The organism is Mycobacterium sp. E3251, from assembly GCF_001666835.1.
Taxonomy (GTDB): Bacteria; Actinomycetota; Actinomycetes; order Mycobacteriales; family Mycobacteriaceae; genus Mycobacterium.
In genome coordinates, this window is record NZ_LZJF01000015.1 from 14709 (window position 1) to 36576 (window position 21868).

General features: G+C 67.4%; 26 protein-coding genes. 18 read left to right on the top strand and 8 right to left on the bottom strand.

Features of this window, described 5'->3' with window-relative positions:
- Positions 1-100: 100 nt before the first annotated feature.
- Positions 101-1186 carry a dihydrodipicolinate reductase gene (locus tag A5697_RS02240; protein ID WP_068007627.1) on the bottom strand — a complete coding sequence of 362 codons (1086 nt, stop codon included), beginning with the start codon at positions 1184-1186 and terminating at the stop codon, positions 101-103.
- A gap of 101 nt (positions 1187-1287) precedes the next feature.
- On the opposite strand from A5697_RS02240, the gene A5697_RS02245 reads away from it, so the two are divergent.
- The 4 genes from A5697_RS02245 (at position 1288) to A5697_RS02260 (ending at position 4018) form a co-directional block, all read left to right on the top strand.
- Positions 1288-1629 carry an MmpS family transport accessory protein gene (locus A5697_RS02245; RefSeq protein ID WP_197500892.1) on the top strand — a complete coding sequence of 114 codons (342 nt, stop codon included), beginning with the start codon at positions 1288-1290 and terminating at the stop codon, positions 1627-1629.
- Between the two features lie 22 nt (positions 1630-1651).
- Entirely contained in the window at positions 1652-2950 is a 1299-nt protein-coding gene (locus tag A5697_RS02250; RefSeq protein WP_068007632.1) for a cytochrome P450, read from the top strand.
- A 78-nt stretch (positions 2951-3028) separates the two neighbouring features.
- A complete protein-coding gene (locus A5697_RS02255; protein WP_067947353.1) occupies positions 3029-3568 on the top strand; it encodes an ester cyclase in 540 nt (179 codons plus the stop codon).
- Between the two features lie 51 nt (positions 3569-3619).
- The gene (locus A5697_RS02260; RefSeq protein ID WP_369806038.1) at positions 3620-4018 is read left to right on the top strand and encodes a hypothetical protein; all 399 of its coding nucleotides are present in this window, start codon (positions 3620-3622) and stop codon (positions 4016-4018) included.
- Here A5697_RS02260 and A5697_RS02265 read toward each other — a convergent pair whose 3' ends face one another.
- Positions 4019-4717: a haloacid dehalogenase type II gene (locus A5697_RS02265; RefSeq protein ID WP_068007638.1), complete on the bottom strand. Its 699-nt coding sequence runs from the start codon at positions 4715-4717 to the stop codon at positions 4019-4021. It abuts the gene before it with no gap.
- Positions 4718-4723: 6 nt separating this feature from the next.
- Between A5697_RS02265 and A5697_RS02270 the strand changes: the two genes are divergently transcribed.
- From A5697_RS02270 to A5697_RS02300, 7 genes are all read left to right on the top strand, one after another.
- Positions 4724-5095: a YidH family protein gene (locus A5697_RS02270; protein ID WP_068007640.1), complete on the top strand. Its 372-nt coding sequence runs from the start codon at positions 4724-4726 to the stop codon at positions 5093-5095.
- Entirely contained in the window at positions 5092-5394 is a 303-nt protein-coding gene (locus tag A5697_RS02275; RefSeq protein ID WP_231971949.1) for a DUF202 domain-containing protein, read from the top strand. Before A5697_RS02270 ends, A5697_RS02275 begins: the two co-directional genes overlap by 4 nt.
- 79 nt (positions 5395-5473) lie before the next feature.
- The gene (locus A5697_RS02280; protein ID WP_067947343.1) at positions 5474-6037 is read left to right on the top strand and encodes a sigma-70 family RNA polymerase sigma factor; all 564 of its coding nucleotides are present in this window, start codon (positions 5474-5476) and stop codon (positions 6035-6037) included.
- On the top strand, positions 6034-6732 hold the full coding sequence (locus A5697_RS02285) for an anti-sigma factor domain-containing protein (protein WP_068007643.1): 699 nt from the start codon (positions 6034-6036) through the stop codon (positions 6730-6732). The genes A5697_RS02280 and A5697_RS02285 overlap by 4 nt, the downstream gene beginning before the upstream one ends.
- A gap of 204 nt (positions 6733-6936) precedes the next feature.
- On the top strand, positions 6937-7497 hold the full coding sequence (locus tag A5697_RS02290; RefSeq protein WP_369806039.1) for a fasciclin domain-containing protein: 561 nt from the start codon (positions 6937-6939) through the stop codon (positions 7495-7497).
- 99 nt (positions 7498-7596) lie between these two features.
- Positions 7597-9318: a cytochrome c biogenesis protein DipZ gene (locus A5697_RS02295; protein ID WP_068007801.1), complete on the top strand. Its 1722-nt coding sequence runs from the start codon at positions 7597-7599 to the stop codon at positions 9316-9318.
- 135 nt (positions 9319-9453) lie between these two features.
- The gene (locus tag A5697_RS02300; protein WP_231971956.1) at positions 9454-9987 is read left to right on the top strand and encodes a fasciclin domain-containing protein; all 534 of its coding nucleotides are present in this window, start codon (positions 9454-9456) and stop codon (positions 9985-9987) included.
- Between the two features lie 171 nt (positions 9988-10158).
- Here the strand turns inward: A5697_RS02300 and A5697_RS02305 are convergent, their stop codons facing one another.
- Positions 10159-11646, bottom strand: coding sequence for an NAD(P)/FAD-dependent oxidoreductase (locus A5697_RS02305; protein ID WP_068007647.1), 1488 nt, complete (start codon positions 11644-11646; stop codon positions 10159-10161).
- A gap of 573 nt (positions 11647-12219) precedes the next feature.
- On the opposite strand from A5697_RS02305, the gene A5697_RS02310 reads away from it, so the two are divergent.
- Together A5697_RS02310 and A5697_RS02315 are read left to right on the top strand one after the other, a co-directional pair.
- The gene (locus A5697_RS02310) at positions 12220-12957 is read left to right on the top strand and encodes a cutinase family protein (protein ID WP_068007650.1); all 738 of its coding nucleotides are present in this window, start codon (positions 12220-12222) and stop codon (positions 12955-12957) included.
- Between the two features lie 86 nt (positions 12958-13043).
- Positions 13044-13601, top strand: coding sequence for a nitroreductase family deazaflavin-dependent oxidoreductase (locus A5697_RS02315; protein WP_156673073.1), 558 nt, complete (start codon positions 13044-13046; stop codon positions 13599-13601).
- A gap of 10 nt (positions 13602-13611) precedes the next feature.
- On the opposite strand, the gene A5697_RS02320 is transcribed toward A5697_RS02315, so the two are convergent.
- Genes A5697_RS02320 through A5697_RS02330 form a run of 3 tightly spaced genes read right to left on the bottom strand, consistent with a single transcriptional unit; the run spans position 13612 to position 15654 of the window.
- Positions 13612-14358 (bottom strand): Rv3717 family N-acetylmuramoyl-L-alanine amidase, encoded by a 747-nt coding sequence (locus tag A5697_RS02320; protein WP_068007655.1) that lies wholly within the window; start codon positions 14356-14358, stop codon positions 13612-13614.
- A 16-nt stretch (positions 14359-14374) separates the two neighbouring features.
- The gene (locus A5697_RS02325; RefSeq protein ID WP_068007657.1) at positions 14375-15031 is read right to left on the bottom strand and encodes an enoyl-CoA hydratase-related protein; all 657 of its coding nucleotides are present in this window, start codon (positions 15029-15031) and stop codon (positions 14375-14377) included.
- Positions 15028-15654: a TetR/AcrR family transcriptional regulator gene (locus A5697_RS02330; protein WP_068007659.1), complete on the bottom strand. Its 627-nt coding sequence runs from the start codon at positions 15652-15654 to the stop codon at positions 15028-15030. Before A5697_RS02330 ends, A5697_RS02325 begins: the two co-directional genes overlap by 4 nt.
- A 117-nt stretch (positions 15655-15771) precedes the next feature.
- On the opposite strand from A5697_RS02330, the gene A5697_RS02335 reads away from it, so the two are divergent.
- The 3 genes from A5697_RS02335 (at position 15772) to A5697_RS02345 (ending at position 17697) form a co-directional block, all read left to right on the top strand.
- The gene (locus tag A5697_RS02335) at positions 15772-15981 is read left to right on the top strand and encodes a three-helix bundle dimerization domain-containing protein (protein WP_068007662.1); all 210 of its coding nucleotides are present in this window, start codon (positions 15772-15774) and stop codon (positions 15979-15981) included.
- A 69-nt stretch (positions 15982-16050) separates the two neighbouring features.
- Positions 16051-16467, top strand: coding sequence for a DUF6636 domain-containing protein (locus A5697_RS02340; protein WP_068007665.1), 417 nt, complete (start codon positions 16051-16053; stop codon positions 16465-16467).
- A gap of 60 nt (positions 16468-16527) precedes the next feature.
- Positions 16528-17697: an acyl-CoA dehydrogenase gene (locus tag A5697_RS02345; protein WP_068007669.1), complete on the top strand. Its 1170-nt coding sequence runs from the start codon at positions 16528-16530 to the stop codon at positions 17695-17697.
- On the opposite strand, the gene A5697_RS02350 is transcribed toward A5697_RS02345, so the two are convergent.
- Complete coding sequence (locus tag A5697_RS02350) at positions 17694-18257, bottom strand: TetR/AcrR family transcriptional regulator (RefSeq protein ID WP_068007806.1); 564 nt, start codon at positions 18255-18257, stop codon at positions 17694-17696. The two genes, A5697_RS02345 and A5697_RS02350, sit on opposite strands and share 4 nt — an antisense overlap.
- Before the next feature lie 214 nt (positions 18258-18471).
- Here A5697_RS02350 and A5697_RS02355 point away from each other — a divergent pair, with 214 nt between their 5' ends.
- Positions 18472-19740 (top strand): hypothetical protein, encoded by a 1269-nt coding sequence (locus A5697_RS02355; protein WP_231971950.1) that lies wholly within the window; start codon positions 18472-18474, stop codon positions 19738-19740.
- A 93-nt stretch (positions 19741-19833) separates the two neighbouring features.
- Positions 19834-20682, top strand: a complete 849-nt coding sequence (locus tag A5697_RS02360; protein ID WP_068007672.1) for an SDR family NAD(P)-dependent oxidoreductase — start codon at positions 19834-19836, stop codon at positions 20680-20682.
- On the opposite strand, the gene A5697_RS02365 is transcribed toward A5697_RS02360, so the two are convergent.
- On the bottom strand, positions 20679-21638 hold the full coding sequence (locus A5697_RS02365; protein WP_068007675.1) for an SMP-30/gluconolactonase/LRE family protein: 960 nt from the start codon (positions 21636-21638) through the stop codon (positions 20679-20681). The genes A5697_RS02360 and A5697_RS02365 overlap by 4 nt on opposite strands.
- Between the last annotated feature and the right edge of the window lie 230 nt (positions 21639-21868).

The window sequence follows — 21868 nt, forward strand, 5'->3', positions numbered from 1 at the left end:
CCAACCTAAACTTCAGCAATTCGCAACCAGGCTAGCCGTCATTGTGTCGGGCAAACCTGTACCGAGTCTCTGCGGTACCTATGTGCAGGCTGTGCGCCGGTCATCGAATGTTGCCCGCCCCGGCGATCAGGGGCAGGTCGAGCGGCGTGACCCAGCCCGGCCGCAACTCGTTGACCGCGGGCACCGCGTTGAGGGCCCGCATCCCGGTCGCCAGGCAGCCGGCCGTGGCCGCGTCGCGGCCCGAGCCATCGGTGAACCGGAACGCGGTTTCCTGGAAGATGCTCGGCGTGCCCTCGATCTCCACCCGGTAGACGTCGTTGTCGTGGCCGGAGGGCCAGTCGGGGGCGGCGTCGAGGCCGATCCGGTTGACGTGTTCGAGCTGAATCCTGGTCTCGCCCTTGTAAATTCCGTTGATGGTGAACCGAACGGCCGCCACATGCCCGGGTTTGATCACGCCCTTGACGGTGTTGCGCTCGGTGGGCGTCACCCATTTGTCCCACGTGGTGGTGATCTCGTCGAGCATGATGCCGGCCGCGTGGGCGATCATCGGGACGGTGGCGCCCCACGCGAAGATCAGCATGTTGGAGTCCTCGAGCAATGGGCTGTATTCGGGCTCGCGGCCGATGCCCATCTCGACTTCGTAATCGCCCTCGTAGTTGGTGTAGTCCAGCAGTTCGGAGGCCCGCACCCGGCGCACCTCCGAGCACAGGCCCATCAGCGTCATGGGGAACAGGTCGTTGGCGAATCCGGGGTCGATGCCGGTGGTGAAGCAGGACGACTCCCCCAGCTCGCAGGCTTCGGTGATCGGCGCGATCCAGTTCGGCGGGTTGAGGTGCATGGTCGGCCACACCCACGGGGTCATCGCCGTCGAGCACACGTCGATGCCCGCCCGCAGGAAGCGGGTGATCAGCGCGATGTTGTCCTTGGCGTGCATCGCGGTCGGGCCGTAGTGCACCAGCGCGTCGGGCTTCAGCGCGATCAACGCGTCGATGTCGTCGGTAGCGATGATGCCCGTCGGCTCGGGCAGCCCGCAGATCTCGCCGACGTCGCGCCCGACCTTGTCGGGGTTGCTGACGCCGACCCCCACCAACTCGAACAGCGGATGCTTGAGGATTTCGGCGATCACCATCTTGCCGACGAAGCCCGTGCCCCAGACCACCACACGCTTTGACCCGTGTTCCGACATACTCACCTTTCCGTAGCCGCCCCCGTGGGACTCACACTAGAACGGCTTTCGTTAGGGCGGAAAGCTTCCATAGCACCGCGCGTGGTGACACGATGCAAATCATGACGAAGCATGTGCGCGGGCTTTCGCTTCTGTTCGCCGTGGGCGTCGGTTGCGCGGAGACGATTCCTGGCGTGGCCCATGCGATCCCCGAGATGCCCCACGCCCGTTACGAGGTGACCGGTGCCGGGGTCGCGCAGTACCTCGTGTATCAAACCGACACCGGTCAACTGCACCAGGTCAACGCGCCGCTGCCCTGGTCGACGGAATTCACCTCCTTCGGGGGTCAGGTGTTCCTGATCAGCGCGCAGGGGGTGGGCCCCATCCGCTGCCGCATCCTGCTCGACGGCAACGTTGTCGCCGACGCGCAATCGGCCGGCGGCAGGACCGTGTGTACGCACTAACGGGTTTCCTAGGAGGTAATCGGTGAGCCTCAAGACGGGTATTGCGACGCGAACCAACGGGGCGCCACCACCGGAGGTGCCGCTGTCCGAGATCCACCTCGACTCGCTGGACTTCTGGGGTCTCGACGACGACTTCCGCGACGGCGCCTTCGCGACCTTGCGCCGCGAGGCCCCCCTGTCGTTCTGGCCCGCGATCGAGATGGAGGGATTCGTGGCGGGCGACGGGTATTGGTCGCTCACCAAGCACGACGACGTGCACTTCGCCAGCCGTCATCCGGAGATCTTCAGCAGCACCCCGAACATCACGGTCAACGACAACGCGCCGGAGATCGCCGAATACTTCGGCTCGATGATCGTGCTCGACGACCCGCGGCACCAACGGCTGCGCTCGATCGTCAGCCGGGCGTTCACCCCAAAGGTGGTGGCGCGCATCGAGGCGTCGGTGCGCGAGCGGGCCCGCCGGCTGGTCTCGGCGCTGATCACCAACCACCCCAACGGGGAAGCCGACCTGGTCACCGAGCTCGCCGGGCCGCTGCCGCTGCAGATCATCTGCGACATGATGGGGATTCCGGAGGAAGACCATCAGCGAATCTTCCACTGGACCAACGTGATTCTCGGGTTCGGCGACCCCGACCTGACCACCGACTTCGACGAATTCCTCAAGATCTCGATGGACATCGGGGCGTACGCCACCGCGCTCGCCGAGGACCGCCGCGTCAATCACCACGACGACCTGACCACCAGCCTGGTCGAAGCCGAGGTGGACGGCGAACGGCTGTCGTCGGCCGAGATCGCGTCGTTCTTCATCCTGCTGGTGGTGGCCGGCAACGAGACGACGCGCAACGCGATCAGCCACGGCGTGCTGGCCCTGTCCCGCTTCCCCGACGAGCGCGACAAGTGGTGGGCCAACTTCGACCGGCTGGCACCCACGGCCGTCGAGGAGATCGTGCGATGGGCCTCGCCGGTGGTCTACATGCGGCGGACCCTGACCCGCGACTTCAAGCTGAGCGGCACCAAGTTGGCCGAGGGCGACAAGGCCGTGCTGTGGTACAACTCGGCCAACCGCGACGAGTCGACGTTCGCCAACCCCTGGCTGTTCGACGTGGCGCGCACCCCCAACCCGCATTTCGGCTTCGGCGGCGGCGGCGCCCATTTCTGCCTGGGCGCCAACCTTGCCCGCCGCGAGATCCGGGTGGTCTTAGACGAGTTGCGCCGCGAGATACCCGACATCGTCGCTGTCGAGGAACCCGCGCGGCTGCTGTCGCAATTCATCCACGGCATCAAGGCCCTGCCGGTCGCCTGGACCCCGCCGCGGGGCTAGCGCGCAGCCCGGAAGCATGTGCGCACTTTCAAATTTGATAGCGCATGCGACATCAAATCCGGGCCTAACCTAGTCGTCATGACGATCCCCGCGTTTCCCCCGCCGGAGGTGCTGGCCGCCCGCGAGAAGCTGGTGCTCGACCACTTTCACGACGAGGTCCGCCAGGACTGGGACGACGTGCTGTCGACCTTCCCGCATCCGCGTTACGAGCTGATCCCGCAGATGATCGTGCACGACGGCGACAAAGCGGTGCGCGACTACTACGCCTACACGCGGACCGCGTTTCCCGACCAGGACCACGAGATCATCGCGCTGCGGCACAGCGCCGACGCGGTGATCGTCGAGTTCTGGTTGATGGGCACGCATCTGGGTTACCTGGGCAAGGTTCCGCCCACCGGCAGCCGGTTCCGGGTCCGCATGACGGCGTACTTCGTCTTCGACGAGGCCGAAACGCTTGTCTGCGAACGCATTTACTTCGACACGCTGACCATGATCAAACAGCTCCTCGGCGGCCTGGACATGAAGAAGCCGGCGAACTGGCTGCTGGCCGCGCGCTGCGCGCGCGGATTCCTGTCGATGTCCTCGGAAAAGCCCGACCCGGCGCTGACGGGTGCCTAAACTCACTGCATGCGTGGCATTCATGCGGTATGCGGCCTGACCGCCGCGGCGATGTTGGGTGCCTGCGCCACCGCCAACGCCGCCCCCACCATCTCGCACAGCGAGAAGTGGATCGACCTGCAGACCGGCGAGTGCGTGGCCGACCTACCGCCGATCGACCTGAGCCGCGTGACGGTCACCGTCGTCGACTGTGCCACAGCGCATTTGGCCGAGGTATATCTGCGTGCCCCGATGGCCGTGGACAAAGCCGTCGCCATCGTCGCCAACAAGGACTGCAACGAAGGATTCGCCCCTTATACGGGCCGACCCGTTGCCGGCAGCCCGTTTTCGATCACCTACCTGATCGACTCGAATCAGGATCGCACCGGCGCCAATCCCACGCCCAGCACGGTCATCTGCCTACTGCAGTCGGCCAACGGCCAACCCCTGACCGGGTCCGCGCACCGCTGATCAGCAGCCGAGTTGCCCTGCGAGGTCAAGGAAGTCGGACGCGTTGACGTCGAACTCGGCGGAATATTCGACGTCGGCCTCGCCGTCGACGCCGAACTCCAGCGGCCGCGCGACGAAGGCGGTCCGGAACCCGAGCCGGCCCGCGGCGCGGATGTCGTACTTGTGGCTGGCCACCATCATGATCTCGCCGGGTTCCAGGCCCAAGTAGGTGGCGGCCATCCGGTAGATCGCCGGGTCGGGCTTGAACACCCCGGCCATCTCCGCAGCGAAGACGGCGTCCCAGGGCAGGCCCGCGCGCTTGGAGATCTCGATGACCGTCGACACGTCGGCGTTGGACAGCGTGGCCAGCGTGTAGGCGGTTCGTAGCCGGGTCAGCCCCGGGATCGCGTCCGGCCACGGCTTCAGCCGCCGCCAGGCCAGGGTGAGTTCGTCGCGTTCGGCCTCCGAAAGCGGGACGCCGCAACCGTCCAGCGCCCGGCGGTACACCGAGTGCACCGACACCCATCCGGTCTGCCGGCTTCGGGCGTCCTCCAGCGCGGTGAAGTAGCCTGCGCGCCAACGCCGCACCACGTCGGGCCAATGAACCTCCGGGTGGCGGCCGGCGCTGATCCGCCGCGCCTCGTCGCAGACGGTCGAGTGAAAGTCCGTCGCCGTGCCTTGCACGTCGAACAACAGCGCCTTGACCACACGCGCAATCATGCAACGATGTGCCCCGTGGCCGACACCGACAGCGCCGACGAGCACGAGCCCGACTACCGGCTCACCTTCGCCAACGAGCGGACGTTTTTGGCCTGGCAGCGCACCGCGCTGGGGCTGCTCGCCGCGGCGGTCGCCGTCGTGCAACTGGTCCCGGAGCTCGGCGTCCCCGGCGCGCGCCGCGCGCTCGGCGTGGGGCTCGCGCTGCTGGCCATTCTCACCAGCGGGATGGGGCTGCTGCGCTGGCGGCAGGCGGATGGCGCCATGCGCCGCGGCGCCCCCTTGCCCCGCCAGCCCTCACCGACCTACCTCGCCGTGGGTCTGACCATGGTGGGGCTCATCGCGCTCGGATTGGTGATCGCCAAGGCGGTCATCGGTTGAACGGCAGCCAGGCCGAACGGACGACGCTGGCCTGGACGCGAACGTCCTTCGCGTTCCTGGCGAACGGCGCCCTGCTGATGACCAAGAACCTGCACGGTTCCGTCGGGCCGGCCGCATTCATCCCGGCCGCCCTGGCCGGCGCCGTAGCCCTCGCAACGTTCGTGATCGCCGTCCGGCGGCAACACACGCTGCAGCGGCGGCCACTGCCGACGCGGCTCACGCCCCGGCGCCAGGTTCACATCATCGGAACGGCCGTGCTGGCCCTCATCGCCGTCACCACGCTCGCCCAACTCATCTAGCCGGGGCTCGAATCGTCCGCCCCGTCTTGGGCTACGAATTACGGGAGTGGACAGCTGCCTGGCGCTAGGCTACCGATCGATGACGGGACCGCCCACGCCCAGCAAGGACCTGGACGCGCTGCTGCACAAGGTCGCGCGCGGGGACCGCGACGCGTTCGCCGCGGTTTACGACCTCACCAAGAGTCGCGTGTACGGAATGGTGATGCGGGTGCTGCGCGATCCCGGCTACAGCGAGGAGACCACCCAAGAGGTCTACTGCGAGGTCTGGCGGACGGCATCGGGCTACGACGCCGGCAGGGGCTCGGCCCTGTCCTGGCTGATGACCATCGCGCACCGGCGGGCCGTCGACCGGGTGCGGACCGAGGAAGCGTCCGGCAGGCGGGATTCCCGCTACGCCGCGGCCAGCGCCGACCCCGCCAGTGACGTGGTCGCCGATTCGGCGATCGCCGGTGACGAGCGCCGCCGCGTGGCCGAATGCCTGGGCGCGTTGACCGACACGCAGCGGGAGTGTATCCAGTTGGCTTACTACGACGGACTCACCTACAGCCAAGTGTCGGACCGGCTGGCCGCGAATCTGTCGACGATCAAGTCACGCATGCGCGACGCGCTGCGCGCCTTGCGTAACTGCCTGGAAGTGTCATGACCGAACCGAACGAATTCGAATTGCTGGAGCTCGCAACGCCATACGCGTTGGATGCCGTGTCGGGCGAGGAACGCGCCGAAATCGAGCGGCGGCTGGCGGCCGCGCCACGATCGGTGGCGGCGGCCTTCGACGACGAAGTCCGTGCCGTCCGCGAGACGATGGCGGTCGTCGCGGCGACGACGGCCGTCGAACCGCCGGAGCGCCTACGGGCCGCGACGCTGGCGGCGATACCTGCGAGCGATGAGCGCAGATACCGTTGGCGCACCGCCGTTTTGGCGGCCGCGGCGGCGGCGGTGGTGGTCGGCGCCGCCGCATTCGGCGTCGGGATCCTGATGCGTCCGAACCCGCCGTCGACCATCGCCGAGCAGGTATTCGCGGCCCGGGACGTGCGCACCGTTTCCGGCCCGCTCGGTAATGGCACTGCCACCGTCGTCTTTTCCCACGACCGCAACGCCGGTGTGCTGGTGATGAACAACGTCCCACCGCCGAAACCCGGGACCGTCTACCAGATGTGGTTGCTCAGCGACAAAGGCCCGACGTCGGCCGGGACGATGGGCCCGGCGGCCGTGGCGCCGTCGACCACCGCGACGCTCACCAACCTCGGATCGTCCACCACCCTGGCGTTCACCGTCGAACCCGGTAGCGGGTCGCCGCAGCCGACCGGAACGATCCTGGCCGCGTTGCCCCTCGGCTGAATCTCGACTCTGACCCGTCCGCGGCCGCGTCGTCTCCGAATCACTCCCGTCCGGTCGAAAGGCGGTGCTACGGGCCGCCCATGGAGAAGGAGTGCAAACGCGATGATCAACGTTCGGGGCAGGACAATCGCCGCGGCAGGGCTGGCGACGATTGCGGTAGTTGGTTTCTCGGCGTGTTCGAACAACAAGTCGGCGTCCGAACCGATGACCAGCAGCAGCTCGGCCACGGTCACCAGCAGCATGGCGGCGCCGGCCGCGGCCGATCCGGCGGCCGACCTCATCGGTGCGGGCTGCGGCGACTACGCCAAGCAGAACCCTAGCGGCCCCGGGTCGGTCGCCGGGATGGCGCAGGACCCGGTCGCCACGGCCGCGTCCAACAACCCGATGCTGACCACCCTGACCTCGGCACTGTCGGGCAAGCTGAACCCGAATGTCAACCTGGTCGATACGTTGAACAACGGCCAGTACACGGTCTTCGCGCCCACCAACGCCGCGTTCGACAAGCTGCCGGCGGCCACCATCGACAAGCTCAAGACCGACTCGCAGCTACTCAAGAGCATCTTGACCTATCACGTGGTGCAGGGGCAGGAGAGCCCGGCCAAGGTCGATGGTGACCACGTCACCCTGCAGGGCGCCAAGCTGAACGTGAGCGGTCAGGGCAACGACCTCAAGGTCAACAACGCCGGGTTGGTGTGCGGCGGGGTGCACACCGCCAACGCGACGGTGTACATGATCGACATGGTGCTGATGCCGCCGGGCCAGTGAGCTCGCCTGCCGATCAGGGGATGAACAGCCCGGCTTCGGCCGGGCTGTTTTCTTTGCGGCAGCACCAATCCGCGGCGCCCTTGGCAGCGAATGACTTTCATGTTCACCCTTGCGCTGATCGGCTTCGTCGGAGGCCTCATCACCGGCGTATCGCCGTGCATCCTGCCGGTGCTGCCGGTCATCTTCTTCGCCGGGGCGCAGGGCGGTGCTAATAACCCTGCGGGCGTGGACGTCGCGGTAAGGCCGCAGCGCAGTGCGCGCCCCTACCTGGTCATCGGCGGTCTGGTGCTCAGCTTCACGGCGGTCACGTTGGCGGGCTCGACACTGCTGTCGCTGGTACACCTGCCGCAGGACGCCATCCGCTGGTTCGCTCTGGCCGCGTTGGTTGCCATCGGTCTCGGCCTGATCTTCCCGCGGGTCGAGCAATTGCTGGAGCGCCCGTTTGCGCGTATCCCCCAGAAGCAGTTGGGCTTTGGTAGCGGCGGATTCGGTCTCGGCCTGGCGCTGGGCGTGTTGTATGTCCCGTGCGCCGGGCCCATTCTCGCCGCCATCGTGGTGGCCGGCGCCACCGCTCCGCTCGGCCTGCGCACCGTGGTGCTGACTGGCACCTTCGCGCTGGGTGCCGCACTGCCGTTGTTGGTCTTCGCGTTGGCGGGCCATCGGGTGGCACAGCGGGTCGGAGCGTTCCGGCAGCGGCAGCGGCAGATCCGGGTCGCGGCCGGGATCGTGATGATCGTGCTCGCGGTGGGTTTGGTGTTCAACGTTCCCGCGGTTCTGCAACGGGCGGTTCCCGACTACACCAGCGGGCTGCAACAACGGTTGGCCACCGATCGCGCCGTCCGGGAGAAGCTCAACCTCGGCGGCATCGTCAACGACCAGAACGCGCAGCTGTCGAATTGCAGCGACGGTGGCCGGGAGCTCGAAAGCTGCGGCCAGGCACCCGATCTCAAGGGCATCGCCGGCTGGCTGAATACGCCGGGCAACCAACCGATCCCGCTCGCGTCCCTGCGCGGCAAGGTGGTGCTGATCGACTTTTGGGCGTACTCCTGCATCAACTGCCAACGCGCCATCCAGCACGTCGTCAGCTGGTACCACGCCTACCAGGGCGACGGCTTCGAGGTCATCGGGGTCCACACCCCGGAGTACGCGTTCGAACAGGTGCCCGGGAATGTCGCCAAAGGCGCCGCCGACCTGAGCATCACGTACCCGATCGCCTTGGACAACGGCTACTCCTCGTGGACGAACTACCGCAACCGCTACTGGCCGGCGGAGTATCTGATCGACGCCACCGGCCAGGTGCGTCACATCAAATTCGGCGAGGGCGACTACAACGTCACCGAAGATCTGATCAGACAGCTGATCGTGGCCGCGCACCCCGGGGAAAAGCTGCCACCGCCAGCGGATGTAAGCCGCTCGACGCTGCCAGACAAGACCACGCCCGAGACCTACTTCGGCGTCGGCAAGGTGGTCAACTATGGCGGCGGCGGGCTATACGACGAAGGCACAACCACTTTCGACTATCCGCCCGCCCTGGCCGCTGACAGCTTCGCCCTGAAAGGCCCCTGGTCGCTGGACTACCAGGGCGCCACCGCCGCGGGCACCCAGTGCAGCATCAGGCTGAATTACCACGCCAAGAATGTCTACATCGTCGTCGGCGGCGCCGGGTCCCTCACGGTGACCCGCGACGGACGGTCCGTCGCGATCCCGATCTCCGGGCCGCCTACGTCGCACCAGATCGTCTCCGGCGAGCAGCCGCAGTCGGGGACGCTCGAGGTCCACCCCGACCAAGGGCTGCAGGTGTATTCGTTCACGTACGGCTGAAACTTTTCTCCCGGCACCCATCCGAAGGTGTTCGGGCTCCGAATCACTCATCAAATGTCGGACCAATCGAAGGAGTCAAACGCGATGAAAGCACAACGGACGTCGGTGGCGGCGAAGGGATTCGCGGTCGCGGCGATGGTGGGTCTGGGTGTGGTGACCGCGCCGAGCGCGGCGGCGGCCGATCTCGTGGGTCCCGGGTGCTCCGACTACGCGGCCGCGCACCCCAACGGCCCGGCATCGGTGGAGGGAATGTCGCAGGTTCCTGTCGCGGTAGCGGCGTCCAACAATCCGGCGCTGAGCACCCTGACCTCGGCGCTGTCGGGCAAGCTGAACCCGAACGTCAACCTGGTTGACACGCTGAACAACGGCCAGTACACGGTCTTCGCGCCGACCGACGCCGCATTCGGCAAGCTGCCGGCACAGACGATCGACCAGCTGAAGACGGATTCCAATCTGCTGACCAGCATCCTGACCTATCACGTGGTGCCGGGGCAGCTGAGCCCGGCCAGGGTCGCCGGCTCCCACAAGACGGTTCAGGGCGCGAACGTGACCGTCACCGGGCAGGGCAACGGCCTCAAGGTCAACAACGCGGGTCTGGTCTGCGGCGGCGTGCCCACCGCCAATGCAACGGTGTACATGATCGACACGGTGCTGATGCCGCCGGCGTAACGGCGGAATGGCCCACCCGACAGTCACATTCGCTACACCAGCCTCTTCGAGCAGTGACGCGCTCTTTGCCCGCCTCACAGCGACAATCCGGCGGCGCACCCAAGTTGTCGCTCAGAGGCGGGCAAACAGCCAACCGCTTCCCGTGCCGGGGCTGGTGTGGCGATTGTGACGCTAGGCGATCGCGTAGTCGCTGAGGGGGAACGTCGCGGCTTCCCGCACTGAGTTCAATGTCGAGGTGGGCCGCAGCAGCGACGCCTCACCACTGGGGCTGAAGTAGTACGAGCGCGAGGTGGCGCAGTTACCGGCGTAGAAGACCGAAGTGTCCAGCCGTTTGGTCATCCGCTCCATGAAATGTTCCATGGCCTCTTCGGTCACCTCGAAGGTGGTCGCACCGCGGCGCTTGACCTCGCCGAGCAGGCGATCCATGTGCCGCATCTGGTATTCGATGGTGTGGAAGAAGGACAGTCCGGAGAAGGCGAACGGGCTGGCCAGGCTCAGGTAATTGGGGAAGTACGGCATGGTGACGCCCTGGTAAGCCTGGAACCGGGTCTCCCGCCACCACTTGCCCAGGTTGCGCCCCTTGCGCCCGACCACCTCGATGGCCGGGAAGTTGGCCTCCCACAGGTCAAAGCCGGTCGCCAGCACCAGGGTGTCGATGACGGTCTTGCGCCCGTCGACGGTGACGATGCCGTCCGCCTCGATCCGCGCGATCGAGTTGGTCTCCAGGTGCACGTTGGGCTTGGTGAACGCCCGGTAGAACTCGTTGGAAAAGGTGGGCCGCTTGCAGCCGAGGTCGTAGTCGGGCGTCAACCTGGCGCGCAGCTCCTTGTCCCGGATCCACCGGAATCGGTTGATCTTGGCCAGGTCAGCCGCCGAAATGTTCCCCCGCCCGCGGAACTCCCGCACGTGCAGCGCGCAGACGATCATGATGATCTCGAGGAGGATGTCGGTCACCCACCGCAGCCCGCGCTGCGCCGCCGGCACCCGGGCAAACAGGCGCCGCACCGCGGGGGGGAACCCGAAGTCGAACTTGGGCAGCACATGGGTCGCGGTGCGCTGGTAGACGGTCAGTTCCGCGGCGCGTTCGGCCAACTCCGGGATGACCTGCACCGCGGACGCCCCGGTCCCGATGACCGCGATCCGGCGCCCCCGGTACCGGAAGTCGTGGTCCCACGCGGTCGTGTGGACCACCTTGCCCTCGAAGCTCGCAATCCCCGGGATGTCCGGCATGCGCGGCTGCGACAGGAAGCCCGTCGCGGTGATCAGGAAGCGGGTCGCCAACGTTTCGCCGCCAGCCAGCGCCACCCGCCACACTTCGGCGTCCTCGTCCCACTGGGCGCCTTCCACCGTCGAGTTGAACCGCATGTGGCGACGCACGTCGTACTTGTCGGCGACGTCCGCGGCGTACTGCTTCACCTCGCGGCCCGGCGCGAACAGCCGCGACCAGTTCGGCTTGGGCTCGAACCAGTACGAGTACGTGGTCGACGGGATGTCGACGGCGATGCCCGGGTAGTGGTTGACGTGCCAGGTGCCGCCCAGGTCGTCCTCGCGGTCGAGGATGACGAAGTTTTCATACCCGAGGCGCTTGAGCTGGATCGCGGCCCCGATGCCGCCGAAGCCCGCGCCTACGATGACGGCGTCGAAACGATCCGTGTTCACAACCTGCTCCGTGGCTAATCGCGGCTTACGTACATAAAGAACTCTCACTAACCTTACGGAATTCTAATAAACCTGTGTGCAAGACGCACTCCGTGTCGAGCGGTGTGACCTTACTGACATCAACGCGGGAAGCTCGGCAAACCACCCGTTGCTCCGGTGTCGGAGCCTCGGTGCTGGTCGCACCGGGCGTCCGCGCGCACCGGTCGGGCGACGACGGCGACGGAGCTAACGGACATTTTTTACGCCAAAGCCGCTGCCGCAGAGCCGAACCTGCGACGGGCGTCCCTCATCGGGCGGCTGGCCCGCCGAAAGTCACGTCCCCGAAACCGGTTTCACCGGTAACCACGTCGTCACCTTCCTGTGTCGGCGGCGTTGCGGTTCAAGCCCGGCTATTCTTGACAATCGGCACCGAACGACGGCTCAGGCTTTTCGCTATGTGGCTCTCGGCCGTTCGGATGGATGCCATTTCGGTGCGTCGACACGCGGGCCTCATCCGACGCTTGTCGACGCACCTCGGTATACAGGAAACGATGGCGGAGTTTTGACCAGATTGGCAGTTGGGGAGGCACCCGTATGGGCATCAGTCGCGGCATGATCATCCGTTCCCTTGCTCCCGCAGTAGTTGCGGCGTCGGGCCTCGGCGCGTCGGCGCTCGCTGGTTCTGTCGTCCCCTCCGCGGCCGCCCAGTGTCCGGACGTGCAAGTGGTGTTTGCCCGCGGCACCGGTGAAGCCCCCGGGGTCGGTCCCACCGGACAGGCCTTCGTCGACTCCCTGCACTCGCGCGTCGGCGCCAAGTCCTTCGATGTCTACCCGGTCAACTACCCCGCCAGCGACCAATGGGACACCGGCGTCGACGGCATCAGAGACGCCGCGGCCCATGTCAATTCGATGGCCCACGACTGCCCCAACACCAAGATGGTGCTCGGCGGCTACTCCCAGGGCGCGGCCGTGATGGGCTTCGTCACCTCACCCTCGGTCCCCGACGGCGTCGACCCCAACACCGTGCCCAAGCCCCTGGACCCCGCGGTGGCCAGCCACGTGTCCTCGGTCGTGCTCTTCGGCATGCCCAACGTGCGCGCGATGAACTTCCTCGGCGAACCCCCCGTCGTCATCGGCCCGGCGTATCAGGACAAGACCATCAAGGTCTGCGCCACCGAAGACCCGGTCTGCTCCGACGGCATGAACTTCGCCGCCCACAACACCTACGCCGACGACGGCGCCATGATCGACAAGGGCGTCGCCTTCGCCTCCAGCCACCTCGACGCGAGTGGGCCGGCGAACGCGCCAGCGGTCAGGCCCTTCGGCGGCTGAGCGACCGCTCGGCTAGCGAACACACGCAGGACAGGAATGACTTTCGTCTCTGGTGTGTGACGGCCCGTCGGGTGTCAGCTTGGCGCATGACGCTTGATAACCGCCCGGCAGGACGCACGCTGGGTCGCGGGCTCGTAGTCGTAATACTGCTGGCGCTGACCTGGCTGGTATTGGTGCCCAGAGTCTTCCGACGACACCGCGACCTCATGCTCAAGGTCGGCCCGTTCCGGGGATTTCTGACGAGGTACAACGACATGACCCGCAAGATCTCGGGAACGAAGCGGTCGTCATGGGCACTGCTGACCCACGTTGGGCGCCGCAGCGGGCGCGCCTATCAGACGTCGCTCGGCGCGATCCCGTATCGCGACGGCTTTCTTTTGCCGTTGGGGTACGGCCCGCACACCGACTGGTACCGCAACCTGATGGCCGCGGGAGCATGCACGCTGGCTTGGAAGGGCCAATCTTTTTCGCTCGAGCGCCCAGAGCTCGTCTCCTGCCCCGACGTGATGCGCGCCTGGCCGACGAGGTCCCGAATCCTGCTGCAACTGGCCGGGATCCACGACTTCGTGTGGCTGCACCTAAGCCGCGAGCAGCGAGCGGAGTCCGCTCCCCTGGCTTCTCAGGTGGACCACGCGGCCAACTGAGGGCGGACCCCTAGGTCGGTTTGGCGTTCAGGTACGCGACGATCCCCTGCGTGACGGCGGCGGCGTATCTCGCCCGGCCGTCGGGGCTTTGCATCCGTGCGGCGTCGTCGGCGTTCTTCATGTTGCCGAGTTCGACGAGAATCGCCGGGTACTGGGCGAGGTTGAGCCCCGCAAGGTCGTCCCGGCCGTACAGTCCGCCCGAGCCGATGTAGTTGGCCGGCTGAAAACCGGCCTGCACCAAGGCGTCCCGCATCGTGTTGGCCAGCTGGACGGCGGGACCGGCCTGCACCTCGTTCAAGGGCGGGCTCGAGTAGTTCACGTGGAATCCGCTGCCGGAAGCGGGTCCGCCGTCCGCGTGGATGCTCACGATCGCGTCGGGGCGCATCGCGTTGGCCGCCGCCGCGCGCTGGTCCACGCAGGGCCCGACCGAACTGTCGTCGCCGCGCGACAGTTGGGTGCGGACGCCCATTCCGTTGAGCGACTCGTTGATCAGCGCCACGACCGCCCAGGTGAACGCGTGCTCGGGATAGCCGTCGTTGGTGGCGGCGCCGGACGTTTGGCACGCCTTGGTTCCGCCGCGGCCGTTCGGCACCTGCTGGTTGATCGACGCGTCGTTCACGGCGTTGTGGCCGGGGTCGAGGAAGACGGCCGATCCGGAGACACCGGCGGCGGCGCGCGGGGCGGTGACCAGCCCGGCGCCGAGCAGCACCGGCGCGGATCTCAGCACGTCGCGCCGCGAAACGGATCCCAGACTCACCGCGCGATGGTAACAATCACACGTCGGTCAACGCCCGGGCCGCGGCGCGGAACATGGTCTGCTTGATCGCGCCGAGCGTGCCGGGGTCCTTGCCGCCCAGCGGGCGCAGCAGGTCGGTCGCAGCCGCGGTCACCTCGCCGTCGGCGGCGGTCGCATCGACGATGCCGAATTCGGCGGCCTCTTCCCCACCGAACCGCCGCCCCGTCGTCATCGAAGCCACCGCGGCGCGCGGCGTGAGCTTGGCCTGGATCAGCGCGGCCATGCCGTCGGTGAACGGAATCCGGATGTCGACCTCGGGGAAGCAGAAGAACCCTCGGTCGGCGCGCATCACCCGCACGTCGTGGGCCATGGCGAGCATGGCGCCGGCGCCGAAGGCGTGTCCGGTCACCGCGGCGGCGGTCGGCATCGGGAAGGTGAGGACGCGGGCCAGCAGGGCCTGCACCCGCCCCACGTACGCCTGCGTCTGCTCGGCATGGGCACCCAGCCAGTCCAGATCCAGCCCGTTGGTGTAGAACTTGCCGCCGGCGGTGGTGACCAGTCCCTGGGCGCCGGCCTGCTGGATTTCGTCGAGCCGCTCGTTGATCGCGTCGAGAAACTCCGGGGAGAACCGATTCTCGTCCTCGCCGAGGTGCAGTACCGCGATCTTGTCGTCCCAGCTGAATGTCGGTGTCATGTCGTGTCCCTTTCCCTGGATTTGCGCCGGGGCTCCCCGACGTCGAGCACGGCGCGAACCGCGGCGCGCAGCCGCTCCCGGGCCACGGGGTCTTTGATCCTGTTGCGGCGCAACAGGATCGCAGTCGGCAGATCGACGATGCAGGTGGTGATGACGTCGACGGCCGCGGTGTCCTTGCGGTCCCACAGGCGCCGGGCCAGCCGGATCATCGACTCCACCAGCAGCCGGTCCAGGTCGCGCAGCTGCGTCGCGATGTCAGGCGGCGTCTCCGGGCCCAGCAGCTCGTCACGGCGCACCGTGAGCAGCAGCTGCGACGACTCCGGGTAGCTTTCGGCGAACACCGCCGGCGCTTCGGCCGCCGCCACCACGGCGGCAACACCATCCCCCTCGGGGGTGGCGTCGATCAATTCGCCTTGCGCGCTGAGGAATCGGTGTCCGGCCCGCAGCCAGGCGCGCCCGACGAGTCCCGCCCGCGAACCGAACGCGTGGTACAGGGCGCCGTTGGAGACGCCGATCGCGTCGCTGACCGCTCTTATCGTGACCGACGCCGGGCCGGACCGCACCGCCAACCGCTCGACGGCGTCCAGGATCTGGTCCTGGTCGTGAACCCTGGGGCGCGGCATTCCGGCATAGTAACAGAGCAGTCGCTCTGTTACTGGCCGCGGCCAGTTCACGCGATCGCAGCAACCTCTTAACGCGAACCGGTTTGACGGCGAGGCCCGGTCGGGAACCCCCTGCCCATGGGTAAGGTCACTCAGGTCAACGAAGAGATGCTGTTCGCGGACATCGAGCGGCAACTGATCGACGAGTTCCCGCAGATCCCATCGGAGGTCGTCGACGCCGTCATCCGCGAAGAGCGTGCCCGGTTCACGCACAGCCGCGTCCGCGAATTCGTTCCGTTGTTCGTGGAGAAGCACACGCGAGAGCAACTGCGCGCGCGGTCCAACTAAGGAAGCCTCTACCGGCAGGATTCTCGGCTTTCCGCCCCAAACGGGCGGGTCTGCGCCTACGCTCAGCAAATGATCAGGCAGGCACTCGTCCTCGGCGCGATGGTCGCGGCGGCCACCGCCGCGCCCGCGATCGCACGTGCCGACACCCTGAACTTTCAATCCCCGTCCGGGAACATCTACTGCGTCCTGGACAGTCCCGGTGTCGCGTGCGACATCAGCGACTTCGACTACCAGCCACCGCCACCCCCGGAGTGCGGCAAACACCTCGCCTGGGGCAATCGCTTCGTCCTCAACGCGGGTCAACCGGCGGCGATCCACTGTCACGGCGACACCCTGCGCGTCGCCGGCGAGCCGACACTCGACTATGGCCAGTCCAGGTCAGCCGGGACGCTCACCTGCGACAGCGAGCCGTCGGGCATGAGATGCACCGACACCAGCACCGGGCATTACTTCCGGGTGTCGCGGGATTCCTACGATCTGGGCTGAGTGCCGTTCTGCTCGAACCGCTTACGTGACCGTACAAAATAGTATGGTACGGTCGGCGCCATGTCCGCGGTCGACACTCGCCCGACGTACGGGATCACCGACGACTTCATCGCCCGGCTCGCCGAGCGCGCCGACGAGGCCGAGCGGCTGCGCCGGCTGCCCGCGGCGACGGTCAGCGAGTTCCGGGAAACAGAGCTGTTCCGGCTGTTGCTCCCGGCCCGGTTCGGTGGCATTCAGGCGTCGTTTCCCGAACTGCTGGAACCGATTCGACGGATGGCGCACGGGTGCGCGTCCAGCGCCTGGACACTCGGCTTTTATGCCCTGCACAACTGGATGCTGTCGCTGTTCGACGTGCGGGTCCAGGAAGAGGTGTTCGCCTCGGGGCCGGTGCTCGCGCCCGCTCCCCTGGCCCCCACCGGTCGCGGCACCCCGGCCGAGGGTGGTGTGCGCTTGACGGGGCGCTGGTCGTGGGCCACGGGCGCGATGGACGCGGACTGGGTGATGGTCGGGGCGCTCATCGAGCGGCCGGACCGGATCGATCCGGCGCTGGTGGTGGTGCCCGGCGACCAGGTCGAGGTTGTCGACACCTGGCACACCGCCGGGATGCGGGGCACCGGTTCCCACGACGTCGTCGTCACCGACATCTTTGTACCGGAAAATCGCATGGTCGCCGTGGCCGACATCTACGGCGGAACGGCGCCCGGGGCGAAGGCGCATGGAGTGCCGACGTATCGATGGCCGATGGTCCCCGCGCTCGCCCTGGTGGCGTCGATGCCGGTGCTCGGCGCCGCCGAGCGGGTGACCGAGCTGTTCGCCGAGCGGCTGGGCGAGCGCGTCCTGGCGTACAGCGGTGTGGCGCAGAAGGATCAGCCGGCCGCCCAGATCCGGCTGGCGAGCGCGCGGGTTCGGTTGCGAGCTTTACGGGCGCTCGTCGACGAGACCGCCGGCGGCATCGACCGCATGGTGGCCGCCGGTGAGCGGGTGCATCGGGCGGTGCGGGCCGAGGCGCGGCTGGCGGCGGCCCACACGGTGCGCGAGAGCCGGGCTGTGATTGCCGATTTGCTGGACGCCTCCGGGGCGAGCGCGCAGTTCCTGTCCAACCCGCTGCAGCGCTTCAAGCGCGACGTAGACATCGCGGCCGGGCATGTCGTGTTCGATTACGACGTGAGCCGAGAGTTGGCCGGGGCGTTGGCGATTGGCGCCAAGATCTCCCCGATCGCGATGGTCTAGTCCGCGAGCATCAGCTCGAGGAACCGTTCCCGCTGGGTGATCCGCTGCGCCTGCTGGGCCGATCCCGCCAGGTGCAGCAGCCCGATGCCGGCGGCGAACGTCAGCTCGGCGCGCAGCTTGGCGTCCTCGGGACCGAAGCCGTAGTCGCTGTACGCCTTGGTGACGGAGCGCAGCAGGCGCCGGTCGGCGGTGCGGATGTTGGCGGCGGCGGCCGGGTCGGTGCGGGCCCATTCGCGCATCGCGCGTTCCAGCGTCCAATGCCCCGGGCTGGTCAGGGCGGTCATCATGGCGGACAGGCGTTCTCGCGGGGGGAGGGCGTCGAGTTCGGCCAGCGACTGCCGGTCCTTTTCCAGGAAGGTGTTCCACGAGTCGACCAGGGCGGCCCGGTAGCTGTCCATGTCCTGGAAGTGCCAGTAGAAGCTGCCGCGGGTGACGCCCGCCTGCTGGCAGAGGCGCTCGATCTTCAGCGCGCGCACCCCCTGCTCGGCGAGCAGCGTGTAGCCGGCCTGCAGCCAGTCCTCGACTGTCAGGCGAGGGGGCGAGGGCTTGCGTGCGGCCACATCGTGCAAGGTTACGGGTGGACGCGGCCCAGGTGGGCGAGGTGCGCCCGTACGCGCGGCGCCGACCGCTCCTCGTCCTCGGTGAATTCCTCCCGAACACGCGGCTAACCGGGAGGTTCGGCTACGACGCGGGTGTAATGTCCGGGTTTGCTAGCCGACAAATTCCTGTTAACTCTTGGCCCGCCGTTGGCCGGCCGAAGGACCAGGGGGTGCCGTGACCGAGGTGTCCGATCTGTCGGCGACGACCGATAACGACGATGTCGTGGTGTCGTTCCAGGACGAGTCCCTGCTGCTGGGCGGTGACCCCGCCGCGGTCGAGTCCTATCTGACGCGGCTGCGCGCGACCGCCGGCCACGCCATGCGCGTCGCCGGCATCGACAGCGCCTCGCTCGCGAACGCGGCGATCGCCGGGCTGGCTTCCTTCCTGGCCGACTCCGGCAAGTACGTGCAGCTGCACCGCGACACCGTGGAGGCGTTGAGGGAAGGCAACCTCGTTCCCCTCAGCGACGGCGTCTTCCGGCTGACGACGGGCGTCGACGCCGGCGAGTTCCTCGCGCAGCTGCAGTGGCGGCCTGAGCTGCTCGGCCCCGAGGTGATGCTCTCGGCGCAGATGATCGCGGTGCAGATGGCGTTGAAGTCCGCGGTCGCCGAGGTCGAAGACGCCGTCCGGCGGGTCGAGGACAAGGTCGAATCGGTGCTCGAAGTCGCCCGCGCACAGCGCGCCGGCGACGTGCTCGGCACCAGCCTGACGATCTCGCGGATGGTCGACTCGTTGGACAAGTACGGGTCGCTGCCCGACGCGTACTGGGAGTCGGTGGCCGCGCTGGGGCCGGCGCTCAACGTCACCGTCGAGCAGCTGCGCAACCACGTCAGCCGCATCCTGGCGTCCTTCGATCACACCCTGGGTGTTCAGCAGCGGGCCGGGAAGCTGCGAAATGCCATCAGCGAGAACCGGCTTGGCGACACCCTGAGCCTGCTGGTAATCGCCGAGGAAGCGCTGCACCAGTGGCAGCGGCTGAACCTCGCGCGCATCGAGGCGAAGGAGCCCGAGCAGCTGCTGCGCGCGATCGACGAGGCGCGCGAGCTCGTCGACCATCATCTGCGTGAAGACCTCGACGTCTACCGGAGCGCGAAGGAAGTCCTCGACCGGTTCGGCAAGACCGCGGCCATCGATGGCTTCCGATTCTGGGCGGTGCGCGAGCTGGCCAAGCAGCGCGGCGCCCTGCGCGACGAGCTCGACCGCTTCGCCGCGGCCCGTCAGCACCAGGTGGAGACCTGGGAGGACTTCCACATTCCGAGCGTTTTGGATGCCGCCTTGGCCACGCTCGGGGCTGTCGGAGGCGTGACCGGCCGGGTGTTCGTGGCCGTCGGCCGCGGAGTCGTCTACCTGGGCGGGCAGGTCGTCGGGCCTTTCCGGGGGCGTGGTGATGACGGCTCTGAGGCCGGCAGCTCGGATCTCGAGGAACACCAGCGAGCGTGCTGAGCAGCCGTCGTTGACTGCGGTCGAGGCCGCCTCGATACTCCACCAGTACGGCCGTCGGCGCTCGCCGGCGCTTGGCCCGCGAAGGAGGTCGGCGTGATCGATTTAGGGCTCTCGGGCAAGCACGCCGTGGTGTCGGGTGCCGGCTACATCCCCGAGCGCGCGGGCCACGGGTGGTTCACGTCGTTGGCCCTGGCCGAGGCGGGCGCCTCGGTGGCCTGCATCGACATCGACGAGCAGCGCGCGGAGCAAGTTGCCGCCGAGATCGTTAGCCGGGGCGGCCATGCCGTCCCGATCGTCGCCGACATGACCGATCCCGTGCAGGTCGGTCGGGCGATCGATGACGCCGTCGCGGCGCTGGGCGGTGTCGACGTGTGCGTGGACATCATCGGCGGTGCGACCTGGTCGAAGGTCGAGGGCTTCACATCCCAGTTGTGGGATGCGGCAATACACTACAACTTGAATCAGGTCTTCTACCTCTTCCAAGCCGTGGCGAGGTACATGATCGCCCAGGGCAGCGGTGGATCGTTGGTCGCAGTCGCCTCGGTCGACGGCATCGCGGCGGCGACCTACCATGCCGCCTACGGCGCCGCCAAGGCCGGCGTCATCTCGCTGGTCAAGACCTTCGCGGATGAGCTGGGCCGGTACGGCATTCGCGCCAACGCGGTCGCGCCGGGCAATGTGGGGTCCGGCAACGAGGACCAACCGCCTGGTGAGTACAACGTCAACGGCATCAACCCGCTGGCGGCGCCGCGCGCGCATGACATCGCCAACGCCGCGTTGTTCCTGTCCTCCGAGCTGGCCGCCCGCATCACCGGCCAGACCCTCGTAGTCGACGGTGGTGCCACCATTCGGCAGCTGTGGGGGCTGGGCGAGTCGATGATCCCGGCCGACCCCGAGGAAGCGCTGCCGGACTTCATGAGACCCGGGCCGTCGGCCGGCTAGCGCTGATGGATGAGCGGCAAGCCCGGCACCGAGCTTCTGCCTTTGAGCACGTACGGGGTCGTGATCGAGCCGATGTAGATATCGCGCATGTCGTGGCCGCCCCAGGCGATGCTGGTCGGGCTTTGGAGTAGCGCGCCGTCCGGGTCTTCGATCACGGTTGTCGCCGCGCTGGCCGGGCTGATTGCGACGATCTTGTTGGCCAAAACCAATGTGACCCAGAGGTTTCCCTCGGCGTCGAATGCGCATCCGTCGGCCATCCCCCACCGGCGACTGACCTCCGGGTCGGCTAGAAACCGGCCGGCGTCGGGGCCGTACTCGTCGGGGCGTCGGCCGCCCAGCGGCGGACCAAATTGTTCCTGGGGGCCGAGCGTCTCGCCTTCTATCGGAAACCGCACCACGTCGGCGGTGAGCGTGCGGACCACGTAGAGGTAGTCCTCGTTGCGATCCAGCGCCATGCAGTTCGGGAAGCTCACCCCGTCGGCGGCCACTCGCGCCGCTTGACGGTCCGGTGCGACCCGAAAGATGAACCCATCAGCGGTGCCTCGCGCGATGGTGTCCATCAGATCGTCCCCCGTCGTGCTCACCGAACACCACAAAGCACCAACGGAATCCACCAGAACGAAGTTCAACCATCGCAGCGGGCATCCGTCGAGTTGTCCGCTTAGTACCGTGGTGATCTCGCCTGTTTCCGGGTCGAGATCCTGCAACATACCCAGGCCCCAATTGGCGATTAGAAAGTTGCCGTTGCGGTCGAGCGCGATCCCGTTCGGCTCGCCGCCCGCCTGGCCGATGTGTCGAATCGTGTATTCGTCGATCAGTTCTGCGACAGCTGAAGCCTTGTCGGAGGCGAACACTCGACCGCCGCCGGTCACCACGACGTGTTCCGGGCGATCGACGCCGCGCCCGACGGCGTGCAACCCGGTTACGTCGATGGGGGTTTCGCCCGTTCCGCTCATCGATGTCCCTCGTGGGTTTGCAGCAGACCAGTGTCAGGCTAGCCGAGGTGGCGCATCATGGAACGGTGCGCATTGGAATGGGGACCGCACACTTGCGACGCAGGAGTCCGCGATGGAGGCGGCAACGCACGTGCGCGACCAGCTTGCGGGCGATTCGGCGGCCGTGCAATTCCGATCGCGTTCACACAGACCAGGCCATGGATGTGCTCGACCCGTGCATTCGATGGTTG

Excerpts from the sequence above, each read along its gene's own strand:
- A5697_RS02240 (WP_068007627.1), bottom strand. The coding sequence starts at position 1,186 with ATGTCGGAACACGGGTCAAAGCGTGTGGTGGTCTGGGGCACGGGCTTC.
- A5697_RS02245 (WP_197500892.1), top strand. The coding sequence starts at position 1,288 with ATGACGAAGCATGTGCGCGGGCTTTCGCTTCTGTTCGCCGTGGGCGTC.
- A5697_RS02255 (WP_067947353.1), top strand. The coding sequence starts at position 3,029 with ATGACGATCCCCGCGTTTCCCCCGCCGGAGGTGCTGGCCGCCCGCGAG.
- A5697_RS02260 (WP_369806038.1), top strand. The coding sequence starts at position 3,620 with ATGTTGGGTGCCTGCGCCACCGCCAACGCCGCCCCCACCATCTCGCAC.
- A5697_RS02265 (WP_068007638.1), bottom strand. The coding sequence starts at position 4,717 with ATGATTGCGCGTGTGGTCAAGGCGCTGTTGTTCGACGTGCAAGGCACG.
- A5697_RS02270 (WP_068007640.1), top strand. The coding sequence starts at position 4,724 with ATGTGCCCCGTGGCCGACACCGACAGCGCCGACGAGCACGAGCCCGAC.
- A5697_RS02280 (WP_067947343.1), top strand. The coding sequence starts at position 5,474 with ATGACGGGACCGCCCACGCCCAGCAAGGACCTGGACGCGCTGCTGCAC.
- A5697_RS02285 (WP_068007643.1), top strand. The coding sequence starts at position 6,034 with ATGACCGAACCGAACGAATTCGAATTGCTGGAGCTCGCAACGCCATAC.
- A5697_RS02290 (WP_369806039.1), top strand. The coding sequence starts at position 6,937 with ATGACCAGCAGCAGCTCGGCCACGGTCACCAGCAGCATGGCGGCGCCG.
- A5697_RS02295 (WP_068007801.1), top strand. The coding sequence starts at position 7,597 with ATGTTCACCCTTGCGCTGATCGGCTTCGTCGGAGGCCTCATCACCGGC.
- A5697_RS02300 (WP_231971956.1), top strand. The coding sequence starts at position 9,454 with ATGGTGGGTCTGGGTGTGGTGACCGCGCCGAGCGCGGCGGCGGCCGAT.
- A5697_RS02310 (WP_068007650.1), top strand. The coding sequence starts at position 12,220 with ATGGGCATCAGTCGCGGCATGATCATCCGTTCCCTTGCTCCCGCAGTA.
- A5697_RS02315 (WP_156673073.1), top strand. The coding sequence starts at position 13,044 with ATGACGCTTGATAACCGCCCGGCAGGACGCACGCTGGGTCGCGGGCTC.
- A5697_RS02325 (WP_068007657.1), bottom strand. The coding sequence starts at position 15,031 with ATGACACCGACATTCAGCTGGGACGACAAGATCGCGGTACTGCACCTC.
- A5697_RS02330 (WP_068007659.1), bottom strand. The coding sequence starts at position 15,654 with ATGCCGCGCCCCAGGGTTCACGACCAGGACCAGATCCTGGACGCCGTC.
- A5697_RS02335 (WP_068007662.1), top strand. The coding sequence starts at position 15,772 with ATGGGTAAGGTCACTCAGGTCAACGAAGAGATGCTGTTCGCGGACATC.
- A5697_RS02340 (WP_068007665.1), top strand. The coding sequence starts at position 16,051 with ATGATCAGGCAGGCACTCGTCCTCGGCGCGATGGTCGCGGCGGCCACC.
- A5697_RS02345 (WP_068007669.1), top strand. The coding sequence starts at position 16,528 with ATGTCCGCGGTCGACACTCGCCCGACGTACGGGATCACCGACGACTTC.
- A5697_RS02365 (WP_068007675.1), bottom strand. The coding sequence starts at position 21,638 with ATGAGCGGAACGGGCGAAACCCCCATCGACGTAACCGGGTTGCACGCC.